We start from the raw sequence: 25,207 nt of genomic DNA on the forward strand, positions 1-25,207 counted from the left end.
AATATTTCAATTTGAAAGAATAAAAATATAGGATATAATGAGGGCAAGCGAGCCTGCGGGAGCTTGCTCATGCAAGACGAGCGGCGAATGACGATCACAGGCTGTGCCCGTGATATAATGGAAAGAGCGCAGAAAAGCAGCGAAAGACAGAAAAAACAAAAAGATTCAACTGCGCCAGGCTTGAAGAGAGGAAGTTGAAATGCCATATTTAGAGGAAACGTATGATATTGCGGTAGTAGGGGCGGGACATGCCGGCTGTGAGGCAGCTCTGGCAGCAGCCAGACTGGGAATGGAAACAGTAGTGTTCACAGTGAGCGTAGACAGCATCGCCCTGATGCCGTGCAATCCAAATATTGGGGGAAGTTCGAAAGGCCATCTGGTAAGAGAGCTGGATGCCCTGGGAGGAGAGATGGGCAAAAATATCGATAAGACCTTCATTCAGTCAAAGATGCTGAATCAGTCTAAGGGGCCGGCAGTCCATTCCCTCCGCGCCCAGGCGGACAAGGAGATGTATACCCGTGAGATGAGGAGGGTGCTGGAAAATACAGAGCATCTCACCATTAAACAGGCAGAGGTGACAGAGATTCTGGCAGAAGAGGGCAGAGTGACGGGCATTCGAACACTGTCAGGAGCCGTCTATCACTGCAGAGCTGTGGTTTTGGCAACCGGCACCTACCTGCGGGCCAGGTGTATTTATGGCGATGTGAGCAATCCGACAGGTCCCAACGGGCTGCAGGCAGCCAACCACCTGACGGATTCTCTGAAAGCTCTCGGTATAGAAATGTATCGGTTTAAGACAGGGACGCCTGCCAGGGTGGACAGGAGGAGTATTGATTTTTCCAAGATGGAGGAGCAGTTCGGAGATGACAGGGTGGTCCCGTTTTCCTTTACCACAGATCCGGAATCGGTGCAGAAGGAGCAGGTTTCCTGCTGGCTGACCTATACAAATGAGAGAACCCATGAGATTATCAGAGAGAACCTTGACCGCTCACCTCTGTTTTCCGGCGCAATAGAAGGAACAGGACCGAGATATTGCCCGTCTATTGAGGACAAGGTTGTCAAATTCCCGGATAAGGAGCGCCATCAGGTGTTTGTGGAGCCAGAGGGACTCTATACAAACGAGATGTACCTTGGAGGCATGTCAAGCTCTCTTCCTGAAGATGTCCAGACTGCGATGTACAGGACAGTTCCGGGACTGGAGCATGTGAAGATAGTGAGAAATGCCTATGCCATTGAATACGACTGCATTAATTCCAGGCAGCTCAGAGCAACTCTGGAATTTAAGGCCATAGAGGGGCTGTTCAGCGGAGGACAGTTTAACGGAAGCTCTGGATATGAGGAGGCAGCTGTTCAGGGCTTTATGGCGGGAGTGAATGCGGCCAGAAAGCTGCAGGGAAAGGAAGGAATCGTACTGGACCGTTCGCAGGCCTATATCGGGGTTCTGATCGATGATCTGGTGACAAAGGAAAGCCATGAACCCTACAGAATGATGACATCCAGGGCAGAGTACAGGCTTCTTTTGAGACAGGATAACGCGGATCTCAGGCTTTCAGGGATAGGGCATGAGATAGGACTCATTGACGATGAGCGGTATGAGCGCGTTCTGAGAAAGGAGCGGCAGATCAGGGAAGAGGTGGAACGGCTGAACCGGACGCCTGTGGGGGCTACCCATGAGGTGCAGGAGTGCCTGAAAAGTTACGGAAGTACGGAACTGAAAACGGGTTCAACATTGGCAGAGCTGGTGAGGAGACCGGAGCTCAGCTATGAGGCGGTGAAAGAGATTGATCCAAAAAGGCCGGTTCTCGATTGGGATGTGGCGGAGCAGGTGAATATCAATATCAAGTATGAGGGATATATTAAAAGGCAGCTTCAGCAGGTGGCTCAGTTTAAGAAAATGGAGAGCCGAAAGCTGGATGAAAGCTTTGACTACTCGACGGTGAAGAGCTTGAGAAAGGAGGCTGTTCAGAAGCTGAACCTGTATAAGCCCAGAAATATCGGACAGGCCTCCAGAATATCAGGAGTTTCACCGGCGGATATTTCAGTACTGCTGGTTCATCTGGAACAGCTAAAGTACCAGAGGGAGAGAAATGAAGGTCAGAGACAAAATACCCAGGAGGAGTCATGAGAGAAGCGTTTGTAAAGCAGATGGAAGAGGAACTCTGTCATGTGGGAGTCACACTGACAGAGAAACAGATGGAGCAGTTTTTCAGATATTATGAGCTGTTAAACGAGTGGAATCAGGTAATGAATCTCACAGCTATCACCGAGATGAGTGAAGTGGTGACAAAGCATTTTGTGGACAGCCTTGCCCTGAAACGGGCAGTAGACGGGCTGGAGACGGAAGCATTTTCTGTGGCAGATGTGGGGACCGGGGCTGGTTTTCCGGGTATTCCGCTGAAAATTGCATTTCCGGGACTGAGAGTGACACTTCTGGATTCTCTGAATAAGAGAGTCAAATTTCTGAACACGGTAATTTCCGAGCTTGGACTTGAAGGAATTACGGCTGTCCATGGGAGGGCAGAGGATTTTGGAAGAAATCGTGTTTCACGTGAAACATTTGACATCTGCGTGTCCAGGGCGGTAGCGAATCTCTCTACACTGTCGGAATACTGCATGCCTCTGGTGAAGCCGGGCGGATATTTTGTGTCCTATAAATCAGGAAAACTGGATGAGGAACTGGTGAACGGCCAGGGAGCAATCAGCAAGCTGGGAGGAGAGATTGAGAAAATTGAGAGGTTCAGCCTTCCCAATTCCGACGAGCGGACGCTGGTGAAGGTAAAGAAGATAAAGGCCACCTCTTCCAGGTATCCGCGCAAGGCGGGAATGCCGTCAAAGGAGCCGCTCAGATAAAGAGAGCACAATAAGGCAGTTTGACTTTTGATTTAAAGACAGGGCATCTGCCACAGCCATATCAGATTTTGTGATGGGAAAGCACAGACATTTCCAGACAGGGGACATATTATTTCAGAGCGATTTTCCAGCCTCACGGGATTTTCTTATCCTTGGCGGGGCTGGAAAATGTTTATATAATTATAATCTTTCTATTCTGCCATGTCCGTTTCTTCTCTATTTTTCCTGTTAGAATAAAATGTAATAATGGAATGTTAAACAGAGTCAACGGTTCTTCTGGTGTGCCAGAAACATAAATTACTGCTTCCGGCCTTTCAACGATTCCACCTATGACCTCCTATGAAAAAAAGATGGTGAGCAGGTTCAGCACCTTTTCGGGCTGTTCGAGCTGAGGAAGATGCTTTGTTTTAGGAATCAGCGCATATTCAACAGCAGGATTTACATGACGGTACTCATCTATGGTGTCTGCGATGGAAGGTTCCTCAGCTCCTCCGATAATGAAAATGCTGTTATCAATTTTTTTGAGGGCATTGGAGATATTGCATTTCGTGTAGCCGCATTCCATACTGGAAAAAATGGCCTTCGGGCAGCCTCCCAGATGGGAAGCCTCATAGTAGCGGTCTATATAAGCTGGCTTTGCGGAATAAGGATTGTAGAAAAACCGTTCCCTGAATGCTTCCTCCAGCAGTCTGCGGCTGGATGCTATGTGATAGAACAGAGTTCCGGCAATGGGAAGATCCAGAATCAATTTGTACAGTCTGGCATTTTTTCCGTAAACCTGTCCGCAGAGGGAAAGAGGATCCGGATTAATCAGCGCAATCTGATCAAAAAGCTCGGGATTGGCATTGCAGGCCATTACCGTCAGGGCCACTGAGCCGCCAGTGGCGATAACATTGGTGCGGTGGCCGATCTCAGATTTGATAAAATCGGAGATGAGCTGGACGTAAAGATAGTTTGTGTAAGTCAGGTTTGGTTTTTCGGAACGGCCGAACCCCAGCAGATCGATCGTATAGACGGTGTAACGTTTTTTTAGTTCCCCAATAATCTGGCTCCACTCGCAGCCGCTGGACGCGAAGTGGAAATCGTGGATCAGGAGCAGGGGCTTTCCTGAACCTGTTTTTGTAAAATAAATATTTCCAAAACGCCATTTAAAGCAGAGAGGGTGAAGCTCTGTCAAAAGTTTTTTGGAAACGGCTGAAAAGCGGATATATCGGTTGATCAGGGAAGTGGCCGCTGCGGCGCCGGAAGTCAGCGCAAGCAGGGACATAACTCTGTTGTCTATCTTCATATGGTTTTGCCTCCTTGGACTGTTTCATACTGAGTTTTGTAGGAACCGGTAAACTCAGGTGAAGTTCAGATAAATTATATCACAGACAGCGGGAATGAGAAACTGTTTATTAAAGGATGAAAACAGAGGCAGTTCGGTTAAGACAGACGAAAAATCTGAAATATGAATCAAGGAATCGTTTCAGGGCGAGAGAGACGTGGAACTGCATTTTGGATAGCTATCAACGTTTCACGTGAAACATTTATGGGAAATTGGGGAGATTTCCTGTAGGAAAAGAATGAAAGATGTGCTATACTATGGAATGAACTTTTGAATGACGCAGAAAAGGAGAGAGCATGGGACGTGTGATTGCGATTGCCAACCAGAAGGGCGGCGTGGGAAAAACAACAACAGCGATCAATTTATCGGCCTGCCTGGCTGAAGCCGGACAGAAGGTTTTAGCTATTGACTTCGATCCACAAGGAAATGCCACTACCGGTCTCGGACTGGAAAAGGAATATATGGAAGAAACGGTTTATGAGATGATGCTGGGAGAATGTTCACTGGATGACTGTCTTCACGAGCAGGTTCAGGAAAATCTGGATGTACTGCCTTCTGACTCAAATCTGGCCGGAGCTGAAATTGAACTGCTGGATATGGAACAAAAAGAATTTATCCTGAGAGACCACCTGGAGGAGGTTAGAGATAACTATGACTTTATTATTATCGATTGTCCGCCTTCTCTGAGCCTTCTTACCATCAATGCTCTGACGGCGGCTGACACGGTTTTGGTTCCTATCCAGTGCGAGTATTATGCGCTGGAGGGACTGAGCCAGGTGCTCAGGACTATCGGCCTTGTAAAAAAGACGATGAATCCGGGGCTTGAGCTGGAAGGTGTGGTGTTTACTATGTACGACGCCAGAACAAATCTGTCCCTGGAAGTAGTTGAAAATGTTAAAAGTAATCTGAATGAAACGATTTACAAGACGATTATTCCGAGAAATGTACGGCTTGCGGAGGCGCCGAGCCATGGAATGCCAATCAATCTGTACGACAGCAAATCGACGGGAGCGGAGAGCTACCGCCTGCTGGCAGCGGAAGTAATCAGCAGAGGGGAAGAATAGAGATGGCGAGAAGAGGACTTGGAAAGGGACTGAGAGCTTATTTCCCTGATTTAAAGGAGGAAAATTCCCAACCTGAGAATAGCCACCAGATTGCAGAGCAGGGAGAGGAAGCGAAGACACCGGAGCATGCGGTAGACAGGAAGGCGAAGCTGGAGGAACTGGATATGGTTCTTCCGGGAGGAGCAAGAAAGGGAAAGGCAGCTCCGTCAGATACAAAAAAGAACAGAAAGACAGAAAAGGCCGGCAATAAGGAGACTGTGCGGGCAGAAGGGAAAGCAGAAAAGACAGAAAGGCAGGGAAACGGCCGCGAGCAGCTGGTAAGCATTGCCCAGATAGAACCGAACCAGGAGCAGCCGCGCAAATATTTTAATGAGGATCAGCTCAATGAGCTGGCGGAATCAGTGAAAAATTTTGGAATTCTTCAGCCGCTTCTGGTGCAGAGAAAGGGAGAGTTTTACGAGATCATTGCCGGCGAGCGGCGCTGGCGCGCCGCTAAACTGGCGGGGCTTAAGGAAGTTCCGGTGCTGATCCGTGACTACACGAAGCAGCAGACACTGGAGATCGCTCTGATAGAAAATGTCCAGCGGGCAGATTTGAACCCCATTGAGGAGGCAAAAGCTTATCAGATGCTGGTACAGGAATTTGGACTCAAGCAGGAGGAGGTGGCGGAACGGGTTTCCAAAAACCGGGCCACGATCACAAACAGCATGAGGCTTTTAAAGCTGGACGAGAGAGTTCAGCAGATGCTGGTAGAAAACCTTATTTCAGGAGGACATGCGAGAGCCTTGCTGGGTCTGGAGGACAAAGAGCAGCAGTATGAACTTGCCAAAAAGGTGAGAGAAAATCAGCTCAGCGTCCGCCAGGTGGAGAAGCTGGTCAAAATGATGACAGCTCCTAAAAAGGAAAAGAAGGCAGATACAGAGGAGAGAGATTTGAGCTTTATCTACAGGGACATCGAGGAAAAACTCAAGTCTGTCATGGGAACCAAAGTTACCATCAATAAAAAGGATAAAAATAAGGGAAGAATAGAGATTGAATACTACTCCCCTGCGGAACTCGAGAGAATTGTGGAGCTGCTTCAGTCTATAAACGGTTAACGAAGAGAAAGTCAGGAGTGATAACAGAGAATGGAAAATAGTTTGTTGAATAATCTTGCCTTTGATCCGGCTTTCCTGATCATCGGCCTTGCGGTTCTGACGCTGGTGTGTATGATTATCACTCTGGTCTGCTTTACCCAGTACAGGAAGCTGTACCGGAGATACGACATATTTATGAGAGGGAAGGATGCAGAAACCCTGGAAGATACAATTCTGGATCTCCTGGATGAAACAGCCGTTCTTCAGACGTCTGACAGGGAGAGCAGGGATCAGCTCAAATCGCTGACCAGACAGGTAAGAGCCAGCTATCAGAAGATTGGAATTGTAAAATACAACGCCTTCAAGGGAATGGGAGGAAATCTGAGCTTTGTGATTGCCCTCCTGGATGACAATAATTCCGGCTTCATCTTAAATTCTGTCCACAGCCGGGAAGGCTGCTATCTCTATATGAAGGATGTGGAGAAGGGAAGCACAGATGTGCTTCTGGGAGCTGAGGAGAAGGAGGCGCTGGAGATGGCGCTGGGCTATTAGGAGATTTTTCTGGCTGTACAGCGGAAAAATGAGGATTTGACGTTTGCTTTTATAAAGAGGAGAAAGAGAGGATGCATAAATATTTGCGCGCGGTTGGGTTCAGCATGTACCAGAAAAACCGCGATATACGGGCACTGCTCAAATGTCTGTCCAAGGATGCCAGGGCATCCCGGTGTATTCAGATTGACAGGGATACAGATTTCTGCGAGGTCAGGGCAGAGGTAGCAGAGGGAATGGGAATTGCCATGTTCGGAGAGATGGATGAAAATGACGAGCTGGATATTGAGTATTACTATCCATATCTGGACAGCGACACTGTCACATCTACAGCAGAGTGCTCGATTCAGCGGCACACGGAGAAGGAAACCTACGCAGGGCTCTTAGATGAGTACAAGGTGGGAATTTCCCTGATTTTTTATCTGACGAATGCCCTGGAATACAGGGAGAGAAGCCAGAAGCGCAGGGAAAGCACAGAGGTGGTTTCAGCCAGACTGTCAGCTCTTTCCGTACACGGAAAAATTCTTCTTCCAGTGAAAAAAACTGCCAGGCAGATCGAGAAAGCCAAGGTGGCTTCAAGAAACAGAAATAATCTTCTGGAAGCAGCCAAAAACGGCGATCCGGAGGCAATGGAGTCGCTGACTATTGAGGATATTGATCTGTACTCACAGGCTTCCAGGCGGGCCATGAAGGAGGATCTGTATACCATCGTTGACACCTGTTTTATGCCCAGCGGGATTGAGTGCGATCAATACTCGGTAATCGGAGAGATTGAAGAGATCTGTCTGAAGAAAAACAGGATCACAGATGAAGAGATCTATGATATGAAGCTGGAATGCAATGATCTGCACTTCAGAGTATGTATCAATAAACAGGATCTTCTGGGAGAACCGAAGGTGGGACGCCGCTTTAAGGGAAAAGTCTGGATGCAGGGAATAGCCGATTTTAAGGGATAAATTCAGGCCAAAGCAGACAGAGACCGTACAGAGAAGAGAAAAATACTGACTTTTAGTAAGCATAGCAGAGATGGGATGTTTCACGTGGAACAAAAGTGGGAGACATCCCATTTTTGATAGGATATTTGCCGGAAAATGTTTGAAAAAATAGGCAAAATCAAAATTGTGCTTGACTTTTATGGGACGGATCATTTATAATAAGTAAGCTGGTTTAATTAATCAGCATAAATAATAAGTTTCTGTAGCTCAGCAGGATAGAGCGTTCGCCTCCTAAGGTTACGTTACAACGCTCACCTTGGAAAAACCTTAGTTGGGAGCTGAGTCCGATAATTACGGAGGCTGACAAAAAAATTAAATACGTCCCAATAGCTCAGTTGGATAGAGCACACGCCTCCTAAGCGTGGGGTCGGAGGTTCAAGTCCTCTTTGGGACGCCAGCTAACAACGCCGAAAGCCTTTGTTTTCAAGGGTTTTCGGCTTTTTTTAACAAATTCCAGTGTGATTGCTGAGACGAAATAATGTTTTCAAATTTTACTTCAAATTCTGATTTTTGACAAGCCCTAAAAAATCGAACTGCTGTGATAAGACAAAAATTTCTGCTAATCATTAGCAGAAAAAGGGCCGTTTTTGCTAATGAAAATGCGCTTCCAGCTAATTAGGCGAAAAAACGTGCTAAAAACCTTGCTAATTCAAAAGGCGGATGTTCCGAGTGCTAAGCCGTTATAAGAAATAAAATTGAATACTACCATGTACATAGAGCGTCTATTTGCCCCTGTATCGGGGATGGATAGACGCTCTTTTTTTATGCCCAAAATTCATGGGTAAATCTGAAAGATTGGAGGTTTGATTTTTGAGTAAAATCGTCTATTCCCCAGACAAGCCAAACGACTGCCGCTACTGTCATTTTTGGAAAAACAATAAAACGGGCTGCTGTCTGGGCGAAGAAAATTGTTACTACTTAATCTCCGTATCCCCAAAGCCGAAGTCGGAATGTGAAGGTTGTCCTTATGGGCGGGATCATCCCTGCATCGGCTGGTGTACCAGGAAGATTATGAAGGAAGTGGGGGTGCGTTGATATGTATGAGTATGAACGCAATCGCCGTGACAAGCCGAAATGTTGCAAAGACTGCGAGTATTATCAACCCCGATGGAAGTACCGCTTCTGCTATTTTGTCAGATGTCCGTATAAACTGAAGGATACGACTTTCCGCAGAACCCCTCTGAAAAAAGAGTATTTCCCGCAGAAAGAGGTGGTGAGGATGAGTGACGTATGATTATTTCTATGGGCAGCAAGCGGAGATGTTCGCATTCTACCGTGTTCCGAAGGTGCTATTCACCGAGGATTGCTTCTGGAATGTATCAACCGATGCCAAGCTGCTTTACGGTATTCTGCTTGACCGCATGAACCTCTCAGCCCGGAACGGTTGGCTGGACGAGGAAGGCCGTGTCTATATCATCTTCACGATTGAAGAAATCAAAGGTGCGTTAGGCTGTGCTGAAAAGAAAGCGGTGAAGCTGCTGGATGAGCTGGAAAAGAAATGCGGTCTGATAGAACGCAAGCGACAGGGACTTGGGAAACCGAACCTGATCTATGTAAAGAACTTCATTTCCGGTTCTGTGGAAAGACAATTCTTGAATTGTCAAAAGGACAATTCTGGAGTTGTCAAAAACACAATTCAAGAACTGTCAAAAGCACAAGGTAATAATACTGATACTAATTATATTGATTTTAGTGATACTGATCCTTTCTTTCCTTCCGGTTTTTGTGGAAAGGAAGTCGATGAGACTGACGAATTTACCCGATATTATCAGTATTTTTATGAACAGCTTTCTATGGACTATCTGAAACAGGATTATCCGTATGACCATGAGATACTCGATCTAATTCTGCATTTGATTATTGAAGTCATGTGCAGTAATCGGAAGCAAATACGAATTGCCAGTGATGATAAGCCCATTGAAATTGTCAAAAGCAGTTTTATGAAGCTGGATTCTGAACACATCAGATTTGTAATGAGTTCTTTCAAAGAGAACACAACCGATGTTCGCAATATCAAGCAGTATTTACTTGCTTCGATATACAATGCCCCCTACACCATAAGCGCCCACTATGACGCAAAGGTCAGGCATGATATGGCTTCGGGGAAACTTGGAGGGAGGTGGTAATCAATGCAGTATACACAGAATAGAAAGCGAGGTAAAGATATTTGTCGAAAAAAGCAACCGTCATTGCCGTAGTCAACCAGAAAGGCGGCACGGGCAAGACCACAACCACGGAAAATTTGGGTGTGGGACTGGCGATGGAGGGCAAAAAGGTTCTGCTGGTAGACACAGACCCGCAGGCTTCTTTAACAGTCAGTCTGGGAAATCCGTACCCGGATACCTTATCTCCCACCCTTTCCGACATGATGGGAAAGATTATGATGGAAAAGCCGATTGCCCCCGGCGAAGGCATTCTTCATCACCCGGAAGGTGTGGACTTGATGCCCGCCAATATTGAACTGTCAGGCTTAGAGGTTTCCCTGGTCAATGCCATGAGCCGGGAGACCATTCTCCGTCAGTACCTGGATACGGTCAAGCAGAATTATGACTACATTCTTCTGGACTGTATGCCCTCTTTGGGTATGCTGACAGTCAATGCTTTGGCAGCTGCCGACAATGTGCTGATCCCTGTTCAGGCGGCATATCTTCCGGCAAAGGGCTTGGAACAGCTGCTGGAAACCATCAACAAGGTCAGACGACAAATCAACCCAAAATTGAAAATCGAGGGTATTCTTCTGACGATGGTGGACAGCAGAACCAATTATTCCAAGGACATCAGCAATCTGATCCGGGAAAGTTATGGAGGAAAGCTGAAAGTCTACAAGACAGACATTCCCCGTTCTGTTCGTGCAGAGGAAATCAGTGCCGAAGGAGCCAGTATCTTTAAGCACGATCCCAAAGGAAAAGTCGCTGATGCCTACCGGGTTCTGACAAAGGAGGTGTTAAAAAATGCAGAAAAAAGGCGCAAACATCAGCTTGAAGGGGTACGATGATATTTTCTCTACCGACCAGTCACGAGCCGAAGCCCAGCAGGAGCGGGTGCAGGAAATTCCGCTTTCTGAATTGCACCCCTTTGAGGGACATCCCTTCCGGGTGGTAGACGATGAAGATATGATGAAAACGGTTGAAAGCGTCCGTGACTTCGGTGTTCTCACCCCGGCGATTGTCCGTCCCGACCCGGATGGCGGTTATGAGATCATCTCCGGTCACAGGCGGCACCGTGCATCAGAGCTTGCCGGGAAAGAAACCATGCCCGTTATCGTCCGTGATATGGATGATGATGCCGCCATTATTTTGATGGTCGATGCGAATTTGCAGAGAGAAACCATTCTGCCGAGTGAAAGAGCCTATGCTTATAAAATGAAGTTAGATGCCCTGAAACATCAAGGTGCAAGAAGTGATTTAACTTCTGCCCAACTTGGGCAGAAGTCGTGGGCAGTAAATCAAGTTGCTGAACAGAGCGGCGATAGTCGTGTACAAGTGCAACGCTATATTCGTTTAACCGAGCTTATCCCCGAACTTCTGGATATGGTGGATAACGGTCAGATTAAATTTAATCCGGCGGTGGAACTTTCTTATCTGGCAAGAGAAGAACAGCAGGATTTTCTTTCTGCTATGGACTTTGCCCAGGCTGCGCCTTCACTTTCACAGGCACAGAGAATCAAAAAACTCGCACAGGAGGGCGAGTGTACGCTGGACGCTATGTGCGAGATTATGAATGAGGTCAAAAAGGGCGAGCTGGACAGGGTGACATTCAAAACAGACTCCCTGCGGAAATACTTCCCGAAGTCCTATACCAGCAAGCAGATGGAGGATAAAATCATTCAGCTGCTGGAGCAATGGCAGAAGAAACGAGAGAAATCTATGGAAAGGTAAGGTGAATCCGATGTTTAACGAAAGAGAAATGAGTAAAGCAATCGACTGGCTGTTTGAGCTGTTTTCTCCCGAAGATTATGAGGGGTATGATGAAGATGAGATCGGCTATGCCGGTGGTTTGTGTCTGCCGGAGGTTTGCACCGCATTGAGAGGTGCGGCACAGACGGTATATCAGTATTCCGTAGCCGGTGGCTATGAGAAATGCTTCAATTACCGTGGCATGGAACTGTTTGACCAGCGTGCCTGTCTCATTATTTCCGATGTGGAACAGGCGGTTTTGGATGAAATCAAAACCACCTATGAAACCGAACTGTGGCTTATGGAGGATATGAACTTTGCCATTGTCCGCTGTGTGTCAATGCTGATCGGGTCTGATGATACCGGTTATGTGACGGAGTACCGGGCTTTCAAAAAGATTTTGAAAAATGCGGAGGATTTGTTCTTTTCCCCGGAGGAACTGATCGAGGAACTGGAATCTATGTGTGTCCCCCAGTGGGAACATGAAGCGACTATTTATGAACTGTAACAGGTTCATGGATAGCCGCTTTTCTTATATCTGAGGAAATGGAGGTAATGAAGTTTGAAGGAATACGATGTAAAAATCACGGAGACGCTGGAAAAGACGGTAACGGTGGAAGCTAAGTCCCGTGCTGATGCAGAAGAACAGGTCAGAACAGCCTACTACAATTCCGAGTACATTCTGGACTCCGAGAACTTTACCGGCGTTGAGTTTGGCACTACGGAGGAACGTGAGATTCAGCAGGAACAGGCAGAAACCATGACGGTGCTTCTGGTAAAGCCCTATATGTATCCCCAGCAGGTTCAGATCGGCTGCGATTTGGAGGATTTGCAGAAAGCTGTCGGTGGCGACATTGAAGCTGTTTATCCTTTTAATGAGCCTGTCGCATTGGTGATGCACGATGAGGGAAAAATCATGGGGAAAGACCTGAATCGTGCGTTGCGGGACGGAGACGGCGAGATCTACGACATCATCGCCGGTGACTTTCTGGTTGTCGGTTTGGGCGAGGAGGATTTTTCCTCCCTTTCCCCGGAGCTGATGAAGCAGTTTGAAGAACATTTCCATCAGCCTGAAACCTTCGTCCGCATGGGGCGCAGTATCATGGCTTTGCCGTTGCCCGATGATATGGTCAAAAAAGAAGATGCGCCTATCAAGGCTGACTCTGCCCCACGCAAGAGCAGCCCTGATCGAGATGCGCTGTAAGGAGGCATCATGGAAAGAAGCTCAACGATTGCAGAGCTGATGGAACGCCGCAGGATACAGGCAGGAGCCAAGGAGTATCAGGGACATACCTATATGGACCTGGCAAGATTCGATGAAGCCACAAAGCATATGATTATCTTTGATGTGCTGACCAATGAATCCCCTGTTGGCTGGAAAGGCGAGAGAAACCGTCTGTATCTGAGCGAAGCCGGGTATCAGAAAGCTCTGGACAACCAGAAAGCCGGTAACATCAAGATTATCAGTCATGCCAATGTTGCCAGAGGAAATCTGTATTACGACCGCAGAGATATGGCACGATGATATTCACTCTACTGCTTGCAGGAGGTGATGATTCATGCAGGAAGAAGTTGAAAACAGGACGATAAATCTGGCAATCAGCACGACAAGGCTGACTGCTCGAAGTATCATTGCCGGTATTCGCAAATATTTGCAGCACCGGGAAAAGGTCAAGGCGAGAAAAGGAACCAGAGATACGGCGGTTCACGGAAAACAGTCCGTGAAACAGCTGCTGGGACAGAATCAGGGTGCCACCAATGTGGAAATTGATAAGGATGGCATCCGGGATTTTGAAAGGCTCGCCAGGAAATACGGTGTGGACTTTGCCGTAAGAAAAGACAAGTCTGTTGATCCTCCCCGTTATCTTGTCTTTGTCCGTTCCAAGGACGCAGATGCCCTGGATGCTATCTGTAAGGAACATCAGGCAAGGTCATTGACGAAGGATAAGAAACCGAGCGTTCTGGCACAGCTGAAGAAGTTCAAAGAGATGGTAGCAGCTATCCCCAGGAAGGTTCGGGAAAAGAAACAGGAGCGTGATTTGTGATGAACAGAATCAATTTGAAAAAGCTCCTGATTCTGAACATCCCGTATATTCTGGTGGGATTGTTTGCAACGAATCTTGGAGAAGCATGGCGGTTGGCTGAGGGTGCAGATTCTTCTGCAAAAATCCTCAGCTTTTTTTATGTCCTTCCGGTTGCTCTGGGCAATCCACTTCCCAGCTTTTACCCGCTGGATTTGCTGGTGGGAATTGCCTGTGGCGCAGGGCTTCGGCTTGCGGTTTATCTGAAAAGCAAAAACGCCAAGAAGTACCGGCACAATGTGGAGTATGGTTCTGCCCGTTGGGGTACAGCCAAAGACATTGAGCCGTTCACCGCTCCGAAGTTTGAGGACAACATCATCCTGACGAAAACGGAACGGCTGATGATGTCCAACCGACCGAAGAATCCTGCCAATGCCAGAAACAAAAATGTTTTGATTATCGGAGGTTCAGGTTCAGGAAAAACAAGGTTCTGGCTGAAACCGAATCTTCTCCAGATGCACTCCAGCTATGTGGTTACAGACCCGAAAGGCAGCATTGTCATCGAGTGCGGCAATGCTTTGTTGAAGCATGGCTATAACATCAAGATTTTCAACACCATCAACTTTAGAAAGTCGATGCACTACAATCCATTCGCCTATATCCATTCAGAAAAAGACATCCTGAAGCTGGTGACGACATTGATTGCCAATACCAAAGGCGACGGGAAAGCCGGTGACGAGTTCTGGACGAAAGCAGAAACCCTTCTGTATTGCGCTCTGATTGGCTATATCCACTATGAAGCACCGGTAGAGGAACAGAACTTCTCCACTCTGATTGAGTTCTTAAACGCAATGGAGGTGCGTGAGGACGATGAGGAGTTCCAGAATCCGGTTGACCTGATGTTTGAAGCTCTGGAAAAGAAAAAGCCAAATCATTTTGCGGTTCGTCAGTACAAGAAGTACAAGCTGGCTGCCGGTAAAACGGCAAAGAGTATTCTGATTTCCTGCGGTGCGAGACTTGCTCCCTTCGATATTCAGGAAGTCCGGGACATTACAGCCTATGACGAATTGCAGTTAGATACCCTCGGAGACAAGAAAACAGCACTGTTCCTGATTATGTCGGATACGGATGCGACTTTTAATTTCCTGATCTCCATGATTTATACCCAGCTGTTCAATCTGCTTTGTGAGAAAGCAGATGATGTGTACGGCGGCAGACTTCCGGTTCATGTGCGCTGTCTGATTGACGAAGCGGCAAATATCGGTCAGATTCCCAATCTGGAAAAGCTGGTTGCGACCATCCGGAGTCGTGAAATATCTGCCTGTCTCGTCCTTCAGGCACAGTCTCAGCTGAAAGCCATTTATAAGGACAATTCAGACACCATCATTGGCAACATGGATTCCCGTATTTTCCTCGGCGGTTCTGAGCCGACCACGCTGAAAGAGTTGAATCAGGCACTTGGAAAAGAGACCATCGACACCTACAACACTTCAAATACCAGAGGCAACAGCCCATCCTACGGCATGAATTATCAGAAGCTGGGGAAAGACCTTGCTACTGTGGATGAGCTGGCAGTTCTGGATGGTGGTAAGTGCATCTTGCAGCTGCGTGGTGTGAGACCGTTTCTGTCTGACAAGTACGATCTGACACAGCATCCGAACTATAAGTACACATCAGACTACGACAAAAAGAATGAGTTCAACATCGAACAGTTTCTGAGTCGTAGATTGAAATTAAAGGCAGGTGATGAATTTGTAGTAGTCGATGCCGATTAAAGGAGGGTCTTAATGGAAAAAACTCCCCAATTCAATATTGAGGAAACATTCTGTGAATACCTGTCCAAGTATTAAAGAGGTTCCAACAATCCGGTTTCAAGTAAAACGCTTGAAGCCGTTTTTCATGTAAAAGGGTCAGAAATCAGAAGAATCGTCAATTCCCTGCGAAGCAAAGGTGAACCTATTTGCAGCAATTATGATGGCTACTTCTATGCGGATAATCAGCATGAAATCAGTGCAACGATTGCCCAACTGACAAGCCGTATCCAGAAGATTGCGAAAGCAAGGGATGGCTTGGTGAATCGCACCGGCAAAGATGATTGACCCTATTTCCCTTGAAAGGTGGTGGTGATAGATATGATTGCAGTTGAATAGTCTCGTTGTCTCTGCCCTCCGACCGGTTCTCCGGTATTGTGGAGGGCTTTTTTCATTTCAAAATCCATTTCAAATATCAGGAGGAAACGTATATGGCATTTTTCAACAGCGCAGTAACCGTTCTTCAGACCCTCGTGATTGCTCTTGGCGCAGGTCTCGGCATCTGGGGTGCAATCAACCTGCTTGAAGGCTACGGCAACGACAACCCCGGCGCAAAGTCCCAGGGCATGAAGCAGCTCATGGCTGGTGGCGGTGTCGCTCTCATCGGTACTACCCTTGTACCTCTGCTCTCCGGTCTCTTCGGCTAATCAGCCGCTGGAAGCTCAAGAACCAATCAATCACGGGTTGGGATAGAAGCTCCCAACCCTATTTTCTATCAAGGAGGAAAAATATATGGCATTTTTCAACAGTGCAGTAACCGTTCTTCAGACCCTCGTTATCGCTCTCGGCGCAGGTCTCGGCATCTGGGGAGCCATCAACCTGCTCGAAGGCTACGGCAACGACAACCCCGGCGCAAAGTCTCAGGGTATGAAGCAGTTCATGGCTAATTAAAGGGAACAAAAAGAAAGGAAAAGCCAATCCAGACGGTATCAGCGGCAGGCTACAAGAATAAATTGTGATTTCACAAGATTGGTGCTATAATAAGAGAAAAGTTCCTGCCGGGGCAGCCGCCCCGGTGGTATGGATAGAAAGGCAGGAAAACAATATGCACATCAGCTATAAACCACTCTGGCACACACTGTTAGAGCGTGATATGAGAAAAGAGGATTTAAGGCTTGCCGCTGGTATGACAACAAATATGATTGCCAACATGAGCAAAGAGGGAAAGCACATCAGCATGGATACATTAGCCCGTATCTGCGAAACGCTGAATTGTGAGATTACCGATGTGATTGAGTTAGTACCAGACGAGCCTGCTTCCACAGGAGGTAAGGAACATGAGCGAATTGAAACCAAGAATAAAAGAAAACGGAATTGATTATATCCTTGTTGGAGATTACTACATCCCGGACTTGAAGTTGCCGGAGGAACACCGCCCCATCGGAAAGTACGGACGGATGCACCGGGAATATTTAAGAGAAGTCTGCCCAGCCAGATTACACACATTGACCCTGACCGGGGAATTGTGGACATATCTTGCAGACCTGAACGAACAGGCACAGAAACGGTTAGACACCATCATGGAGCAGATGAAAGCTGCCGAGGGCGTGACCGAGGAATTGAAGCGTACCCGTCAAATGGAATGGGTGCAGCGTTGCAATAACATTCACAACCGGGCAGAAGAAATTGTTTTACATGAGTTGATTTATTCATAACGGTATGGTAGAATGATTATTACAAATTAGAAGTTGTAAAGGAGACTTTGTATGGGTAGAAAAGAAATAACAACAAAAGAAGATTTAATGAAAGTAATAGAATTATTCGAAAATACTGGAATTACATACTGGTTGGATGGCGGATGGGGTGTAGATATTTTAGCTGGTAAACAAACAAGAATTCATAGAGATATAGATATAAATTTTGATGCTCAACATACGGAAAAATTGTTAAATGTGCTTTTGAATCTGGGCTATAAAATTGATACAGACTGGAAACCGGTTAGAATAGAGTTATATAGTGATGAACTTGGTTACTTAGACATTCACCCGTTCGTTTTAAGTGAGGACGGAACTTCAAAACAAGCTGATTTAGAGGGTGGCTGGTATGAGTTTGAAAAAGATTACTTTGGTAGTGCTTTTTTTGAAGGAAAAACAATTCCTTGTATATCCTTAAAAGGCCAAAGAGTTTTCCATTCAAGTTATGAATTAAGAGATAAAGATAAGCATGATATTTCAATTCTTGAAAGTTTATCAAAATAACATTGCTGTAATTTCTAAGATAAATTCCACTTTATCGCTTTGAAATTTTAACTGAATAAGTATAGCACCAACCGCTGCTACATGGAAGCAAACACAACCATGCAACAGCGGTTTTTCTTTACCGTTTTTTCCTTTGACTGATAGGAGTTCCTGTTTTCTTTGATTTTTGTAGAATCCGAATGAGCCAGCGAAATTCTTCGTCTGACAGATTTTTATAGTTGATGCCGAGCTGCTTGCAGTAAAGGACAACCAGCTTTTCATCCCGACTGCCCTTGAAATTTTCAACCGCTTCCAAATTTTCTTTCAATTCATCGGCAACGGTGGTCTGGGGCGCACTCTCGCTGTCCTTTTTGTGGGCTTCCCGAATATCCCGGATAATGAGATTGAGGTCATCAAGAACCATGTGGCTGAAATATTCATCATCGCTGATATGGGCGGCTTGCAGCACTTTCAAATGCGGGTCGTCTTCGCCGGGGCGATACCGTTCAATGATTTCATGCCGGACAGTATCGACAAGGGCGTTGAGGTTTTGAATCTGCATGGTGGCAATCCCATCTACATAAATCTCAATGTCCGCAAGAAACTTGATAAAGTCCTTATGAGTGGCAAGCTCACAGAGCAGACGGTTGTTAATCCGACCGCCTTTCAGAAGTGCCACCATCTCATCATTCAAATGCAGCTCTGTTAGTGGCGTGTTGATCTGCTCCCGGTTCTCTGTCCGGCACAGCAGATAATCAACGGAAACCCCATAGAAGTCTGCCAGCGTGATAAGGTTGCCATGATTGATTTCCTTATAATCCTCTTTTTCATAACTGCCAAGAGCTGATTTGGAAATGCCCGTCAGCTCTGATAATTCTTCCAGATTTAAGCCTTTGTCCTTGCGGAGTTCCCAAAGGCGTTCCTGTATGCTTGTCGCTCCTTTCATGGGCGCACGCTCCTTTCCGGCGGTTTCATTACTGCCGCTTAACTGGATTATATCATACTTTCCGCAATCGTGGAAATTTCTGATTTTTACCCTTAATTCCTACTTTGTGGACATACGGCACAGGGCACAAAAATGTTCTATGATACAGGTAGTTCATCGATGGATTATTCCAATCGAATGACCAGCCTGTGTGGGATATGCTTCCCCGGCGATGTAGCGCCATGACTTTTGGCAGGGATATGGAGGAACCCTGACCGAAACGAGCGTACCAAAGGGAGCAATACGCCGCTGTGAGATTCAGGGGAGGAACGACACCGGGGAGAACTGGCGAACTGATACCGAAATGATACCGAAACACGACAATCTGATAGGGGGATAGTCTACCCTATTGCTGATACTTCTGGAGATTTTAGACGGCTCTATGACCGTAATTTTGCCGAAAATCGCCCCGAAACTATACACTAAAACGGGAGGAAACGCAATATGCCGAGAATGAGCAAAAAGAGGAAGCATGAGCTTTCTTTTTACCTCAATGACCGGGGGCGTGTCACTTACAACGAATTATGCCGGAAATGCCAGCATGGGTGCAAGCAGAGCTTCCGGGCGGTTGTGGTTGACTGCCCCCGTTATTTATCCAAACGAGCAAAAAAGAAGGAGGAACACACCGAATGAATTTTGAATTTATGACGATAGACACACCCTTGCCGCCCTGTATGCCATTTCCCAGAGCGTTGACAGGATTTCCAGTCAGCAGCACCGCAAAGGTCATGTACTGCCGGATGTTAGATGCTATGCTATCCAAAGGACAGGAGGACGAGAACGGAATCCTGTTTGTCTGCTTCCCTGTCACAGCCATTGCCGCCGTTCTGTCCCGCAGCCCCATGACGGTCAAGCGTTCTCTGAATGAACTGGAAACCGCCGGACTGATCATGCGAGTGCGTCAGGGTGTTGGAGAACCAAACAGGATTTATGTACTGATACCGGGAAAGGAGGACGCTGCCCTTGCCTGATACCTCAAAGCTGGAAAAGTTAAACCGGGAGTTGGAGAAAAGCGAAAAGAAACTGCGGAAAGCCATCAATGATGAAAAGGCATTGCAGCACCAGTTAAAGCAGCTTACCCGAAAGGAACGAACGCACCGGCTCTGTACTCGTGGCGGTATGCTGGAAAGCTACCTTCCCCACCCGGAAGCCATCATGGATGAACAGGTCAGTTTGTTTTTGAAACTGCTGTTCCATAAAGATAGTACCCGGCAGCTTATGGAAAAAGTATTTGCCGAAAACAGTACAGCAAAGGAGGGCGCAGAATAAAGATGAATTTTTCTAAAGACGAGCTGGCTATGGTCTATCAGTACGCCGCTGGTACAAAGGAGGACACCATTGCGGGGCTGAAAGAAATCGTGCCAGTTATCCGTGACCAGCAGACAAGGGAGATTGTGGAGAGTACCATCCGAAAGCTGGACGCCATCCCGGAGCCGGAGTGCCGCCGTTTTATCGCTGATACGAAGCAGCGGTTTATCCAGAAGCGGGACAATTCCATCCGGCGCAGGCTTGCAGAAGCCAAGGCACAGACGAGGACGCAGAAGCCACAGCCCAAGAGAAAGCAGCCAGACCGGGAACGGTCATAATCGCTTCCAGAGCCGCCGTCAGTAGGCTGCCCCTCTGGAAGAGGGCGCAATTATACACCACCCAAAGGTTGGTGCATTGCGTTCTCCGAAGGCTCCTCGCCGGAGGGCTGTGATTTTCCGCAGTCATGGTCTGCTCCAAATCAAACAGGGGACGCTACGCTTCCCCTGCGCTGGCTGCCGCCAGCTACCCTTTTGTGGACTTGCCATCTGGGGATACCTTGCGTTGCAAGCTGTTCCCAGACGACAAGTTTCATAAAATATGCTATCTTTTCGATAGGCAGTGAAGTATAATGAAGTCAGCAATAAATTTGAAGTTATACGGGAGATAAAGTAAATGAAAAATAGACCAAAAATTATTATCGCAGTTATTGTTTTACTTGTACTTTTGATACCTGTTCCTATAAGATATAAGGACGGAGGTAGTGTTCATTATAGGGCAATTTTGTATGACATTACGAAATATCATCAGTTAGATTTAGAATCAGAAACAGGTTACAATGATGGGTTGAAGATAAGGATTTTAGGAATACCAGTTTATAATAGTTTTGATGAATAACTTTCCGTTTGCTATTCCACACACATCGGGTCAACTTGTCCCGAACTTTTACAATTAAATACTCGCCGCCCACACAGCGGCACAACGAGCAGGAAATCTGAAAAAAGGTCTCCTGCTTTTTTTCTGCCCAAAATGAGGTGGTAAAACGCCACCCCATCCACCAATTACCGAAAGGAGGGACACGAAATGCCCTGTCCACACAACGAAATCACGATTGTTCAGCGCAGCCAGCGGCAGTCTGCGGTTGCCGCCGCTGCTTACCAGAGTGGCGAAAAGCTGTTCTGTGAATACGACCAGCAAGTGAAGCACTACCCGGAAAAGCGTGGTATCGTCCACAATGAAATCCTGCTCCCACCTAATGCCCCGCCGGAGTATGCAGACCGCAATACCTTATGGAATGCCGCCGAAGCGGTGGAGAAGCAATGGAACTCCCAGCTTGCAAGGCGGTGGGTGCTTACCATCCCAAGAGAGATACCGCCTGACCAGTACGCTGTCCTTGTCCGGGAGTTTTGTGAGCAGCAGTTTGTTTCCAAAGGCATGATCGTTGACTTTGCCATCCATGACCCCCATCCGTCGAGACACAATCCCCACGCCCATGTCCTGCTGACTATGCGGGCAATGGACGAACATGGAAAATGGCTTCCCAAGAGCCGCAAGGTTTATGACCTTGATGAGAACGGGGAACGGATAAAACTTCCGTCCGGCAGGTGGAAAAGCCACAAGGAGGATACGGTGGACTGGAATGACCAGAAGTATTGTGAAATCTGGCGGCATGAATGGGAGGTCATCCAGAACCGCTATCTGGAAGCCAATGACCGCCCGGAGCGTGTGGACTTGCGTTCCTATGCCAGACAGGGGCTTGATATAGTTCCCACTGTCCATGAGGGTGCTGCCATCCGGCAGATGGAAAAGCGTGGTATCCAAACAAATATCGGCAACCTGAACCGGGAAATCAGAGCCACCAACCGCCTGATGAAGTCTATCCGGCAGCTTATCCAAAACCTCAAAGGCTGGATTACCGAGCTGGGAGAAAAACGGAAGGAGCTGCTTGCACAAAAAGCGGCGGAGGAAGCGGTCTTTCTTCCAAATCTGCTGATGAAGTATATGGAGATACGAAAGGAAGAACGGAAGGACTGGACGAGGGCTGGACAGAACCGGGGGACTTCACAGGACTTAAAGGCAGTCAGCGAAGCCCTGTCCTATCTCCGGCAAAAGGGGCTTTCCACTGTGGAGGACTTAGAAGCATTTCTGGAATCTTCCGGGAAATCAGCCGCAGATTACCGCAATCAGATGAAGCCAAAGGAAACCCGCAGCAAAGTGATTGACGGGATTCTTGCCAGCCGGACAGACTGCAAGGAATGTAAGCCTGTCTATGAGAAGTACCAGAAGATATTTTTTAAGAAAACAAAGGAGAAATTCAAACAGGAACACCCGGAGGTTGCCCGGTATGCGAAAGCCGCCGCCTACCTTGCCAAGCACCCAGACGATAAGGACAGCACCCAAAAGGAGCTGCAACAGGAGCAGGAAAAACTTCTCAGCGAAATCGCAGAGCTGAAAGTACCGCTGACCGAGGTGCAGGCTGATTTGAAGAAACTGTGGGACATCCGCTACTGGGTACGGAAAGCCACACCCGGCACAGAGGAAAGCAAAGAGCCGCCAAAGAAGCAGCCCATCAAAGAAGTCTTGCAGGATAAGGCAGACGAGAAAAAGGTTCAAAGAACTGCCCCGGCACAGGCGAAACACAGACAACAGGATATGGAACTTTAACAGGCACTTGCCATTTTCAATCAGAGAATGTCAGGTGCTTTTCTTATTTGCACGAGTGACGAGCTGGGCGGATATGCTTGCATATCCATTCAGCGACCACCGTGACAGCGTGGGAAGCTTTCCCACGAATCAAGGAGGGATAGATTTGAATGTATTTGAAGCTGTGAAGCAGTCCGTCACAACAAGACAGGCTGCAGAGCATTATGGAATCCATGCAGGTCGGAACGGGATGGCTTGCTGCCCGTTTCATAACGATAAGACCCCAAGCATGAAGCTGGACAGGCGTTACCACTGCTTCGGCTGCGGTGCGGATGGGGATGTGATTGATTTTACCGCCGCCCTGTATGGGATGGGAAAGAAAGAAGCCGCCGTACAACTGGCACAGGACTTTGGGCTTTCCTATGAGGACTGGAAGCCGCCGGAAAAGGCAAAAAAGCCCAAACCCCGGCAGAAATCCCCAGAGGAACAGTTTCAGGAAGCAAAGAACCGCTGCTTCCGTATCCTTGCCGATTATCTTCACTTGCTTATGGCATGGAGAACGGACTACGCCCCGCACTCCCCGGAGGAAGCCTTTCATCCCCGGTTTGTGGAAGCCTTACAGAAGCAAGACCAAGTGGAATATCTGCTGGATGTGCTGCTGTTCGGGGATACAGAGGAAAAAGCGGCTTTGATTACGGACTATGGAAAGGATGTGATACAGCTTGAACAGCGAATGGCAGAGCTTGCAGCCGCAGACGCAGCAAGAACTAAAAAACACCATGAACGCTATGCAGCCACCCCAGAGTGTTGAGGAAATCAAGGCGGGGCTGGAAACTACCGAGAAAGGCGGTGTCCGTCAGAGCATACGGAACTGCCTGACCGTATTCCAGTGTGACCCTCTGCTTTCCGGGGCTATCGCATACAACATCCTGACTGACCGCAAGGACATCATAAAGCCCATCGGCTTCCACAGAGAAAACACTGCCCTGAACGATACGGATATGAAGTATCTGCTTCTTTATCTGGAAGAAACCTACGGGCTTACCAATGAGAAAAAGATTGATAACGCCATCGGGATTGTGGCAAATGAAAACAAGTACCATCCCATCCGGGACTATTTAAGTGCCCTTGTGTGGGACGGGACAGAACGAATCCGTTTCTGCCTGCGGCATTTTCTGGGGGCTGACGCAGATGATTACACCTATGAAGCGTTGAAGCTGTTCCTGCTGGGTGCAATCTCACGAGCCTTTCAGCCGGGGTGCAAGTTTGAAATCATGCTCTGTCTGGTAGGCGGTCAGGGGGCTGGCAAGTCCACCTTCTTCCGTCTGCTGGCAGTCCGGGACGAGTGGTTCTCCGATGATTTGCGGAAGCTGGATGATGACAATGTGTACCGCAAGCTGCAAGGTCACTGGATTATCGAAATGTCGGAAATGATGGCAACCGCCAACGCCAAGAGCATTGAGGAAATCAAGTCATTTTTAAGCCGGCAGAAAGAGGTTTACAAGATACCCTATGAAACCCACCCGGCAGACCGTCCTCGTCAGCGCGTGTTTGGCGGCACTTCCAATGCCCTTGATTTTCTTCCCCTTGACCGTTCCGGCAACCGCCGCTTTATCCCGGTCATGGTGTACCCGGAGCAAGCCGAGGTTCACATTTTGGAGGACGAAGCCGCTTCCAGAGCCTATATCAAGCAGATGTGGGCGGAAGCGATGGAGATTTACCGAAGCGGCAGGTTCAAGCTGGCTTTCAGCCCCGCCATGCAGCGGTATCTCAAAGAACACCAGCGGGACTTTATGCCGGAGGACACCAAAGCCGGGATGATACAGGCGTATCTTGATAAGTACACCGGGAGCATGGTCTGCTCCAAGCAGCTCTACAAGGAAGCCTTGACCCATGCCTTTGACGAGCCGAAGCAATGGGAAATCCGGGAAATCACCGAGATTATGAACCAGTGCATTGGCCGCTGGCGGTACTTCCCGAACCCAAGGATGTTTTCTGAATATGGCAGACAAAAGGGCTGGGAGCGTGAAAACCCGGCAACGGACTCCGGCAACCCGTCTGAAAAAACGATGGACGGTTTTGTGGAGGTCACAGAACAGATGGAGCTTCCATTCTGAAAATGACAGCCCGTTGCACCCCCTGTTGCTATCCCGTTGCCGAGCCGGTTGCCGGGGAAAATCCCTTATTTCCGGGCTTTTTTCCCTTATTACAACCAAAACAACAGAAAAATAAAAGAAAAGTATAAATAGTAACCACCGCCAGATTGAGATTGTTTGCAAGGTCTTTTGAAGCCCGTTGCCGGACTTCGTTGCCGACACCATGTGTCTGGCTATTTTCATGTATGGAGGATAACTGCCTATGGCAAAAAACAAAACAGAGATTCATGTGACCACTGTATTTGACGGGGAACTTGACGCTACTGATGTGTTCGTCAGCCTGATTTCCCAGAAATACGGCAAGGCAAATACGAAAGAATATCTTGCTAAAAAGAAAGATTTGAAGTATAATGAAGATGAGGTTCAAAAGAGCCAGATACCGTCTGGATTGTGTGGGTAAATGGCTATGATG

At 47.6% G+C, this 25,207-nt stretch carries 30 protein-coding genes, 1 tRNA gene and 1 pseudogene; 29 read left to right on the forward strand and 3 right to left on the reverse strand.

The features are described from left to right. Positions 1 to 199: 199 nt before the first annotated feature. Positions 200 to 2,125, forward strand: a complete 1,926-nt coding sequence (gene mnmG / locus DW757_RS12335) for a tRNA uridine-5-carboxymethylaminomethyl(34) synthesis enzyme MnmG (RefSeq protein WP_118751853.1) — start codon at positions 200 to 202, stop codon at positions 2,123 to 2,125. Continuing rightward, positions 2,122 to 2,850 carry a 16S rRNA (guanine(527)-N(7))-methyltransferase RsmG gene (gene rsmG, locus DW757_RS12340; RefSeq protein ID WP_008397184.1) on the forward strand — a complete coding sequence of 243 codons (729 nt, stop codon included), beginning with the start codon at positions 2,122 to 2,124 and terminating at the stop codon, positions 2,848 to 2,850. Before mnmG ends, rsmG begins: the two co-directional genes overlap by 4 nt. A 337-nt stretch (positions 2,851 to 3,187) precedes the next feature. Here rsmG and DW757_RS12345 read toward each other — a convergent pair whose 3' ends face one another. Then, positions 3,188 to 4,138, reverse strand: a complete 951-nt coding sequence (locus tag DW757_RS12345) for an alpha/beta fold hydrolase (RefSeq protein WP_008397187.1) — start codon at positions 4,136 to 4,138, stop codon at positions 3,188 to 3,190. Between the two features lie 335 nt (positions 4,139 to 4,473). Here DW757_RS12345 and DW757_RS12350 point away from each other — a divergent pair, with 335 nt between their 5' ends. From DW757_RS12350 to DW757_RS12445, 18 genes and pseudogenes are all read left to right on the forward strand, one after another. Beyond that, entirely contained in the window at positions 4,474 to 5,241 is a 768-nt protein-coding gene (locus DW757_RS12350) for an AAA family ATPase (RefSeq protein WP_008397188.1), read from the forward strand. Between the two features lie 2 nt (positions 5,242 to 5,243). After that, positions 5,244 to 6,338: a ParB/RepB/Spo0J family partition protein gene (locus tag DW757_RS12355; RefSeq protein ID WP_008397189.1), complete on the forward strand. Its 1,095-nt coding sequence runs from the start codon at positions 5,244 to 5,246 to the stop codon at positions 6,336 to 6,338. A gap of 30 nt (positions 6,339 to 6,368) precedes the next feature. Beyond that, entirely contained in the window at positions 6,369 to 6,869 is a 501-nt protein-coding gene (locus DW757_RS12360; protein WP_008397190.1) for a DUF4446 family protein, read from the forward strand. 71 nt (positions 6,870 to 6,940) lie between these two features. Further along, entirely contained in the window at positions 6,941 to 7,822 is an 882-nt protein-coding gene (locus DW757_RS12365; protein ID WP_021966154.1) for a DUF3881 family protein, read from the forward strand. A gap of 359 nt (positions 7,823 to 8,181) precedes the next feature. Further along, a tRNA-Arg gene (locus tag DW757_RS12370) sits at positions 8,182 to 8,258 on the forward strand. 826 nt (positions 8,259 to 9,084) lie between these two features. Continuing rightward, on the forward strand, positions 9,085 to 9,987 hold the full coding sequence (locus tag DW757_RS12385) for a DUF6017 domain-containing protein (RefSeq protein ID WP_112116316.1): 903 nt from the start codon (positions 9,085 to 9,087) through the stop codon (positions 9,985 to 9,987). 41 nt (positions 9,988 to 10,028) lie between these two features. Beyond that, positions 10,029 to 10,856 carry a ParA family protein gene (locus DW757_RS12390; RefSeq protein ID WP_112116314.1) on the forward strand — a complete coding sequence of 276 codons (828 nt, stop codon included), beginning with the start codon at positions 10,029 to 10,031 and terminating at the stop codon, positions 10,854 to 10,856. Next, positions 10,813 to 11,739 (forward strand): ParB/RepB/Spo0J family partition protein, encoded by a 927-nt coding sequence (locus DW757_RS12395; RefSeq protein WP_112116313.1) that lies wholly within the window; start codon positions 10,813 to 10,815, stop codon positions 11,737 to 11,739. Before DW757_RS12390 ends, DW757_RS12395 begins: the two co-directional genes overlap by 44 nt. Before the next feature lie 10 nt (positions 11,740 to 11,749). Next, the gene (locus DW757_RS12400; RefSeq protein WP_112116311.1) at positions 11,750 to 12,265 is read left to right on the forward strand and encodes a hypothetical protein; all 516 of its coding nucleotides are present in this window, start codon (positions 11,750 to 11,752) and stop codon (positions 12,263 to 12,265) included. Between the two features lie 54 nt (positions 12,266 to 12,319). Continuing rightward, the gene (locus tag DW757_RS12405; RefSeq protein WP_112116308.1) at positions 12,320 to 12,961 is read left to right on the forward strand and encodes a DUF3846 domain-containing protein; all 642 of its coding nucleotides are present in this window, start codon (positions 12,320 to 12,322) and stop codon (positions 12,959 to 12,961) included. Positions 12,962 to 12,970: 9 nt separating this feature from the next. Then, a complete protein-coding gene (locus tag DW757_RS12410; protein WP_112116307.1) occupies positions 12,971 to 13,282 on the forward strand; it encodes a DUF5720 family protein in 312 nt (103 codons plus the stop codon). A 34-nt stretch (positions 13,283 to 13,316) separates the two neighbouring features. Then, a complete protein-coding gene (locus DW757_RS12415) occupies positions 13,317 to 13,802 on the forward strand; it encodes a PcfB family protein (RefSeq protein ID WP_112116305.1) in 486 nt (161 codons plus the stop codon). Beyond that, entirely contained in the window at positions 13,802 to 15,553 is a 1,752-nt protein-coding gene (locus DW757_RS12420; RefSeq protein WP_118751854.1) for a VirD4-like conjugal transfer protein, CD1115 family, read from the forward strand. Before DW757_RS12415 ends, DW757_RS12420 begins: the two co-directional genes overlap by 1 nt. A 467-nt stretch (positions 15,554 to 16,020) precedes the next feature. Continuing rightward, positions 16,021 to 16,236, forward strand: a complete 216-nt coding sequence (locus DW757_RS12425) for a Maff2 family mobile element protein (protein ID WP_002576404.1) — start codon at positions 16,021 to 16,023, stop codon at positions 16,234 to 16,236. An 85-nt stretch (positions 16,237 to 16,321) separates the two neighbouring features. Further along, positions 16,322 to 16,474, forward strand: a pseudogene (locus tag DW757_RS12430) (Maff2 family protein); the annotation flags it as partial. 160 nt (positions 16,475 to 16,634) lie between these two features. After that, on the forward strand, positions 16,635 to 16,907 hold the full coding sequence (locus DW757_RS12435) for a helix-turn-helix domain-containing protein (RefSeq protein ID WP_002584334.1): 273 nt from the start codon (positions 16,635 to 16,637) through the stop codon (positions 16,905 to 16,907). Continuing rightward, complete coding sequence (locus DW757_RS12440) at positions 16,867 to 17,244, forward strand: TnpV protein (protein ID WP_118564319.1); 378 nt, start codon at positions 16,867 to 16,869, stop codon at positions 17,242 to 17,244. The genes DW757_RS12435 and DW757_RS12440 overlap by 41 nt, the downstream gene beginning before the upstream one ends. A gap of 51 nt (positions 17,245 to 17,295) precedes the next feature. Continuing rightward, positions 17,296 to 17,787: an aminoglycoside adenylyltransferase gene (locus DW757_RS12445; RefSeq protein WP_118751855.1), complete on the forward strand. Its 492-nt coding sequence runs from the start codon at positions 17,296 to 17,298 to the stop codon at positions 17,785 to 17,787. A gap of 118 nt (positions 17,788 to 17,905) precedes the next feature. On the opposite strand, the gene DW757_RS12450 is transcribed toward DW757_RS12445, so the two are convergent. Continuing rightward, entirely contained in the window at positions 17,906 to 18,712 is an 807-nt protein-coding gene (locus DW757_RS12450; protein WP_002584331.1) for a helix-turn-helix transcriptional regulator, read from the reverse strand. A gap of 483 nt (positions 18,713 to 19,195) precedes the next feature. Here DW757_RS12450 and DW757_RS12460 point away from each other — a divergent pair, with 483 nt between their 5' ends. From DW757_RS12460 to DW757_RS12495, 8 genes are all read left to right on the forward strand, one after another. Continuing rightward, complete coding sequence (locus DW757_RS12460) at positions 19,196 to 19,384, forward strand: hypothetical protein (protein ID WP_025544156.1); 189 nt, start codon at positions 19,196 to 19,198, stop codon at positions 19,382 to 19,384. Further along, entirely contained in the window at positions 19,381 to 19,722 is a 342-nt protein-coding gene (locus DW757_RS12465) for a DeoR family transcriptional regulator (protein ID WP_003020305.1), read from the forward strand. Before DW757_RS12460 ends, DW757_RS12465 begins: the two co-directional genes overlap by 4 nt. Then, on the forward strand, positions 19,715 to 20,020 hold the full coding sequence (locus tag DW757_RS12470) for a DUF3847 domain-containing protein (protein ID WP_066085086.1): 306 nt from the start codon (positions 19,715 to 19,717) through the stop codon (positions 20,018 to 20,020). Before DW757_RS12465 ends, DW757_RS12470 begins: the two co-directional genes overlap by 8 nt. A 2-nt stretch (positions 20,021 to 20,022) precedes the next feature. Next, on the forward strand, positions 20,023 to 20,337 hold the full coding sequence (locus tag DW757_RS12475) for a transposon-transfer assisting family protein (protein ID WP_242864153.1): 315 nt from the start codon (positions 20,023 to 20,025) through the stop codon (positions 20,335 to 20,337). 334 nt (positions 20,338 to 20,671) lie between these two features. After that, positions 20,672 to 20,893: a hypothetical protein gene (locus tag DW757_RS12480; protein ID WP_066085092.1), complete on the forward strand. Its 222-nt coding sequence runs from the start codon at positions 20,672 to 20,674 to the stop codon at positions 20,891 to 20,893. 186 nt (positions 20,894 to 21,079) lie between these two features. Next, positions 21,080 to 22,660 carry a MobQ family relaxase gene (gene mobQ / locus DW757_RS12485; RefSeq protein ID WP_066085095.1) on the forward strand — a complete coding sequence of 527 codons (1,581 nt, stop codon included), beginning with the start codon at positions 21,080 to 21,082 and terminating at the stop codon, positions 22,658 to 22,660. Positions 22,661 to 22,805: 145 nt separating this feature from the next. Further along, complete coding sequence (locus DW757_RS12490; RefSeq protein ID WP_118751856.1) at positions 22,806 to 23,450, forward strand: CHC2 zinc finger domain-containing protein; 645 nt, start codon at positions 22,806 to 22,808, stop codon at positions 23,448 to 23,450. Beyond that, entirely contained in the window at positions 23,419 to 24,756 is a 1,338-nt protein-coding gene (locus tag DW757_RS12495) for a virulence-associated E family protein (protein ID WP_118751857.1), read from the forward strand. The genes DW757_RS12490 and DW757_RS12495 overlap by 32 nt, the downstream gene beginning before the upstream one ends. Before the next feature lie 28 nt (positions 24,757 to 24,784). Here DW757_RS12495 and DW757_RS18045 read toward each other — a convergent pair whose 3' ends face one another. Further along, positions 24,785 to 25,024, reverse strand: coding sequence for a tweety protein (locus DW757_RS18045; protein WP_117687767.1), 240 nt, complete (start codon positions 25,022 to 25,024; stop codon positions 24,785 to 24,787). Between DW757_RS18045 and DW757_RS12505 the strand changes: the two genes are divergently transcribed. Further along, the gene (locus DW757_RS12505; RefSeq protein ID WP_066085106.1) at positions 24,998 to 25,195 is read left to right on the forward strand and encodes a hypothetical protein; all 198 of its coding nucleotides are present in this window, start codon (positions 24,998 to 25,000) and stop codon (positions 25,193 to 25,195) included. The two genes, DW757_RS18045 and DW757_RS12505, sit on opposite strands and share 27 nt — an antisense overlap. Positions 25,196 to 25,207 lie beyond the last annotated feature (12 nt).

It is taken from the genome of Clostridium sp. AM29-11AC (assembly GCF_003480545.1).
Lineage (GTDB): Bacteria > Bacillota > Clostridia > Lachnospirales > Lachnospiraceae > Otoolea > Otoolea saccharolyticum_A.

What these genes read in the sequence shown, in the direction of transcription:
- DW757_RS18045 (WP_117687767.1), bottom strand. Translation starts at nt 25,024, where the DNA reads ATGAATCTCTGTTTTGTTTTTTGCCATAGGCAGTTATCCTCCATACAT.
- rsmG (WP_008397184.1), top strand. Translation starts at nt 2,122, where the DNA reads ATGAGAGAAGCGTTTGTAAAGCAGATGGAAGAGGAACTCTGTCATGTG.
- DW757_RS12365 (WP_021966154.1), top strand. Translation starts at nt 6,941, where the DNA reads ATGCATAAATATTTGCGCGCGGTTGGGTTCAGCATGTACCAGAAAAAC.
- DW757_RS12355 (WP_008397189.1), top strand. Translation starts at nt 5,244, where the DNA reads ATGGCGAGAAGAGGACTTGGAAAGGGACTGAGAGCTTATTTCCCTGAT.
- DW757_RS12420 (WP_118751854.1), top strand. Translation starts at nt 13,802, where the DNA reads ATGAACAGAATCAATTTGAAAAAGCTCCTGATTCTGAACATCCCGTAT.
- DW757_RS12435 (WP_002584334.1), top strand. Translation starts at nt 16,635, where the DNA reads ATGCACATCAGCTATAAACCACTCTGGCACACACTGTTAGAGCGTGAT.
- DW757_RS12350 (WP_008397188.1), top strand. Translation starts at nt 4,474, where the DNA reads ATGGGACGTGTGATTGCGATTGCCAACCAGAAGGGCGGCGTGGGAAAA.
- DW757_RS12410 (WP_112116307.1), top strand. Translation starts at nt 12,971, where the DNA reads ATGGAAAGAAGCTCAACGATTGCAGAGCTGATGGAACGCCGCAGGATA.
- DW757_RS12425 (WP_002576404.1), top strand. Translation starts at nt 16,021, where the DNA reads ATGGCATTTTTCAACAGCGCAGTAACCGTTCTTCAGACCCTCGTGATT.
- DW757_RS12445 (WP_118751855.1), top strand. Translation starts at nt 17,296, where the DNA reads ATGGGTAGAAAAGAAATAACAACAAAAGAAGATTTAATGAAAGTAATA.
- DW757_RS12440 (WP_118564319.1), top strand. Translation starts at nt 16,867, where the DNA reads ATGAGCGAATTGAAACCAAGAATAAAAGAAAACGGAATTGATTATATC.
- mobQ (WP_066085095.1), top strand. Translation starts at nt 21,080, where the DNA reads ATGCCCTGTCCACACAACGAAATCACGATTGTTCAGCGCAGCCAGCGG.
- mnmG (WP_118751853.1), top strand. Translation starts at nt 200, where the DNA reads ATGCCATATTTAGAGGAAACGTATGATATTGCGGTAGTAGGGGCGGGA.
- DW757_RS12465 (WP_003020305.1), top strand. Translation starts at nt 19,381, where the DNA reads ATGAATTTTGAATTTATGACGATAGACACACCCTTGCCGCCCTGTATG.
- DW757_RS12480 (WP_066085092.1), top strand. Translation starts at nt 20,672, where the DNA reads ATGAAAAATAGACCAAAAATTATTATCGCAGTTATTGTTTTACTTGTA.
- DW757_RS12400 (WP_112116311.1), top strand. Translation starts at nt 11,750, where the DNA reads ATGTTTAACGAAAGAGAAATGAGTAAAGCAATCGACTGGCTGTTTGAG.
- DW757_RS12415 (WP_112116305.1), top strand. Translation starts at nt 13,317, where the DNA reads ATGCAGGAAGAAGTTGAAAACAGGACGATAAATCTGGCAATCAGCACG.
- DW757_RS12460 (WP_025544156.1), top strand. Translation starts at nt 19,196, where the DNA reads ATGCCGAGAATGAGCAAAAAGAGGAAGCATGAGCTTTCTTTTTACCTC.
- DW757_RS12450 (WP_002584331.1), bottom strand. Translation starts at nt 18,712, where the DNA reads ATGAAAGGAGCGACAAGCATACAGGAACGCCTTTGGGAACTCCGCAAG.
- DW757_RS12360 (WP_008397190.1), top strand. Translation starts at nt 6,369, where the DNA reads ATGGAAAATAGTTTGTTGAATAATCTTGCCTTTGATCCGGCTTTCCTG.
- DW757_RS12505 (WP_066085106.1), top strand. Translation starts at nt 24,998, where the DNA reads ATGGCAAAAAACAAAACAGAGATTCATGTGACCACTGTATTTGACGGG.
- DW757_RS12475 (WP_242864153.1), top strand. Translation starts at nt 20,023, where the DNA reads ATGAATTTTTCTAAAGACGAGCTGGCTATGGTCTATCAGTACGCCGCT.
- DW757_RS12495 (WP_118751857.1), top strand. Translation starts at nt 23,419, where the DNA reads ATGAACGCTATGCAGCCACCCCAGAGTGTTGAGGAAATCAAGGCGGGG.
- DW757_RS12395 (WP_112116313.1), top strand. Translation starts at nt 10,813, where the DNA reads ATGCAGAAAAAAGGCGCAAACATCAGCTTGAAGGGGTACGATGATATT.
- DW757_RS12345 (WP_008397187.1), bottom strand. Translation starts at nt 4,138, where the DNA reads ATGAAGATAGACAACAGAGTTATGTCCCTGCTTGCGCTGACTTCCGGC.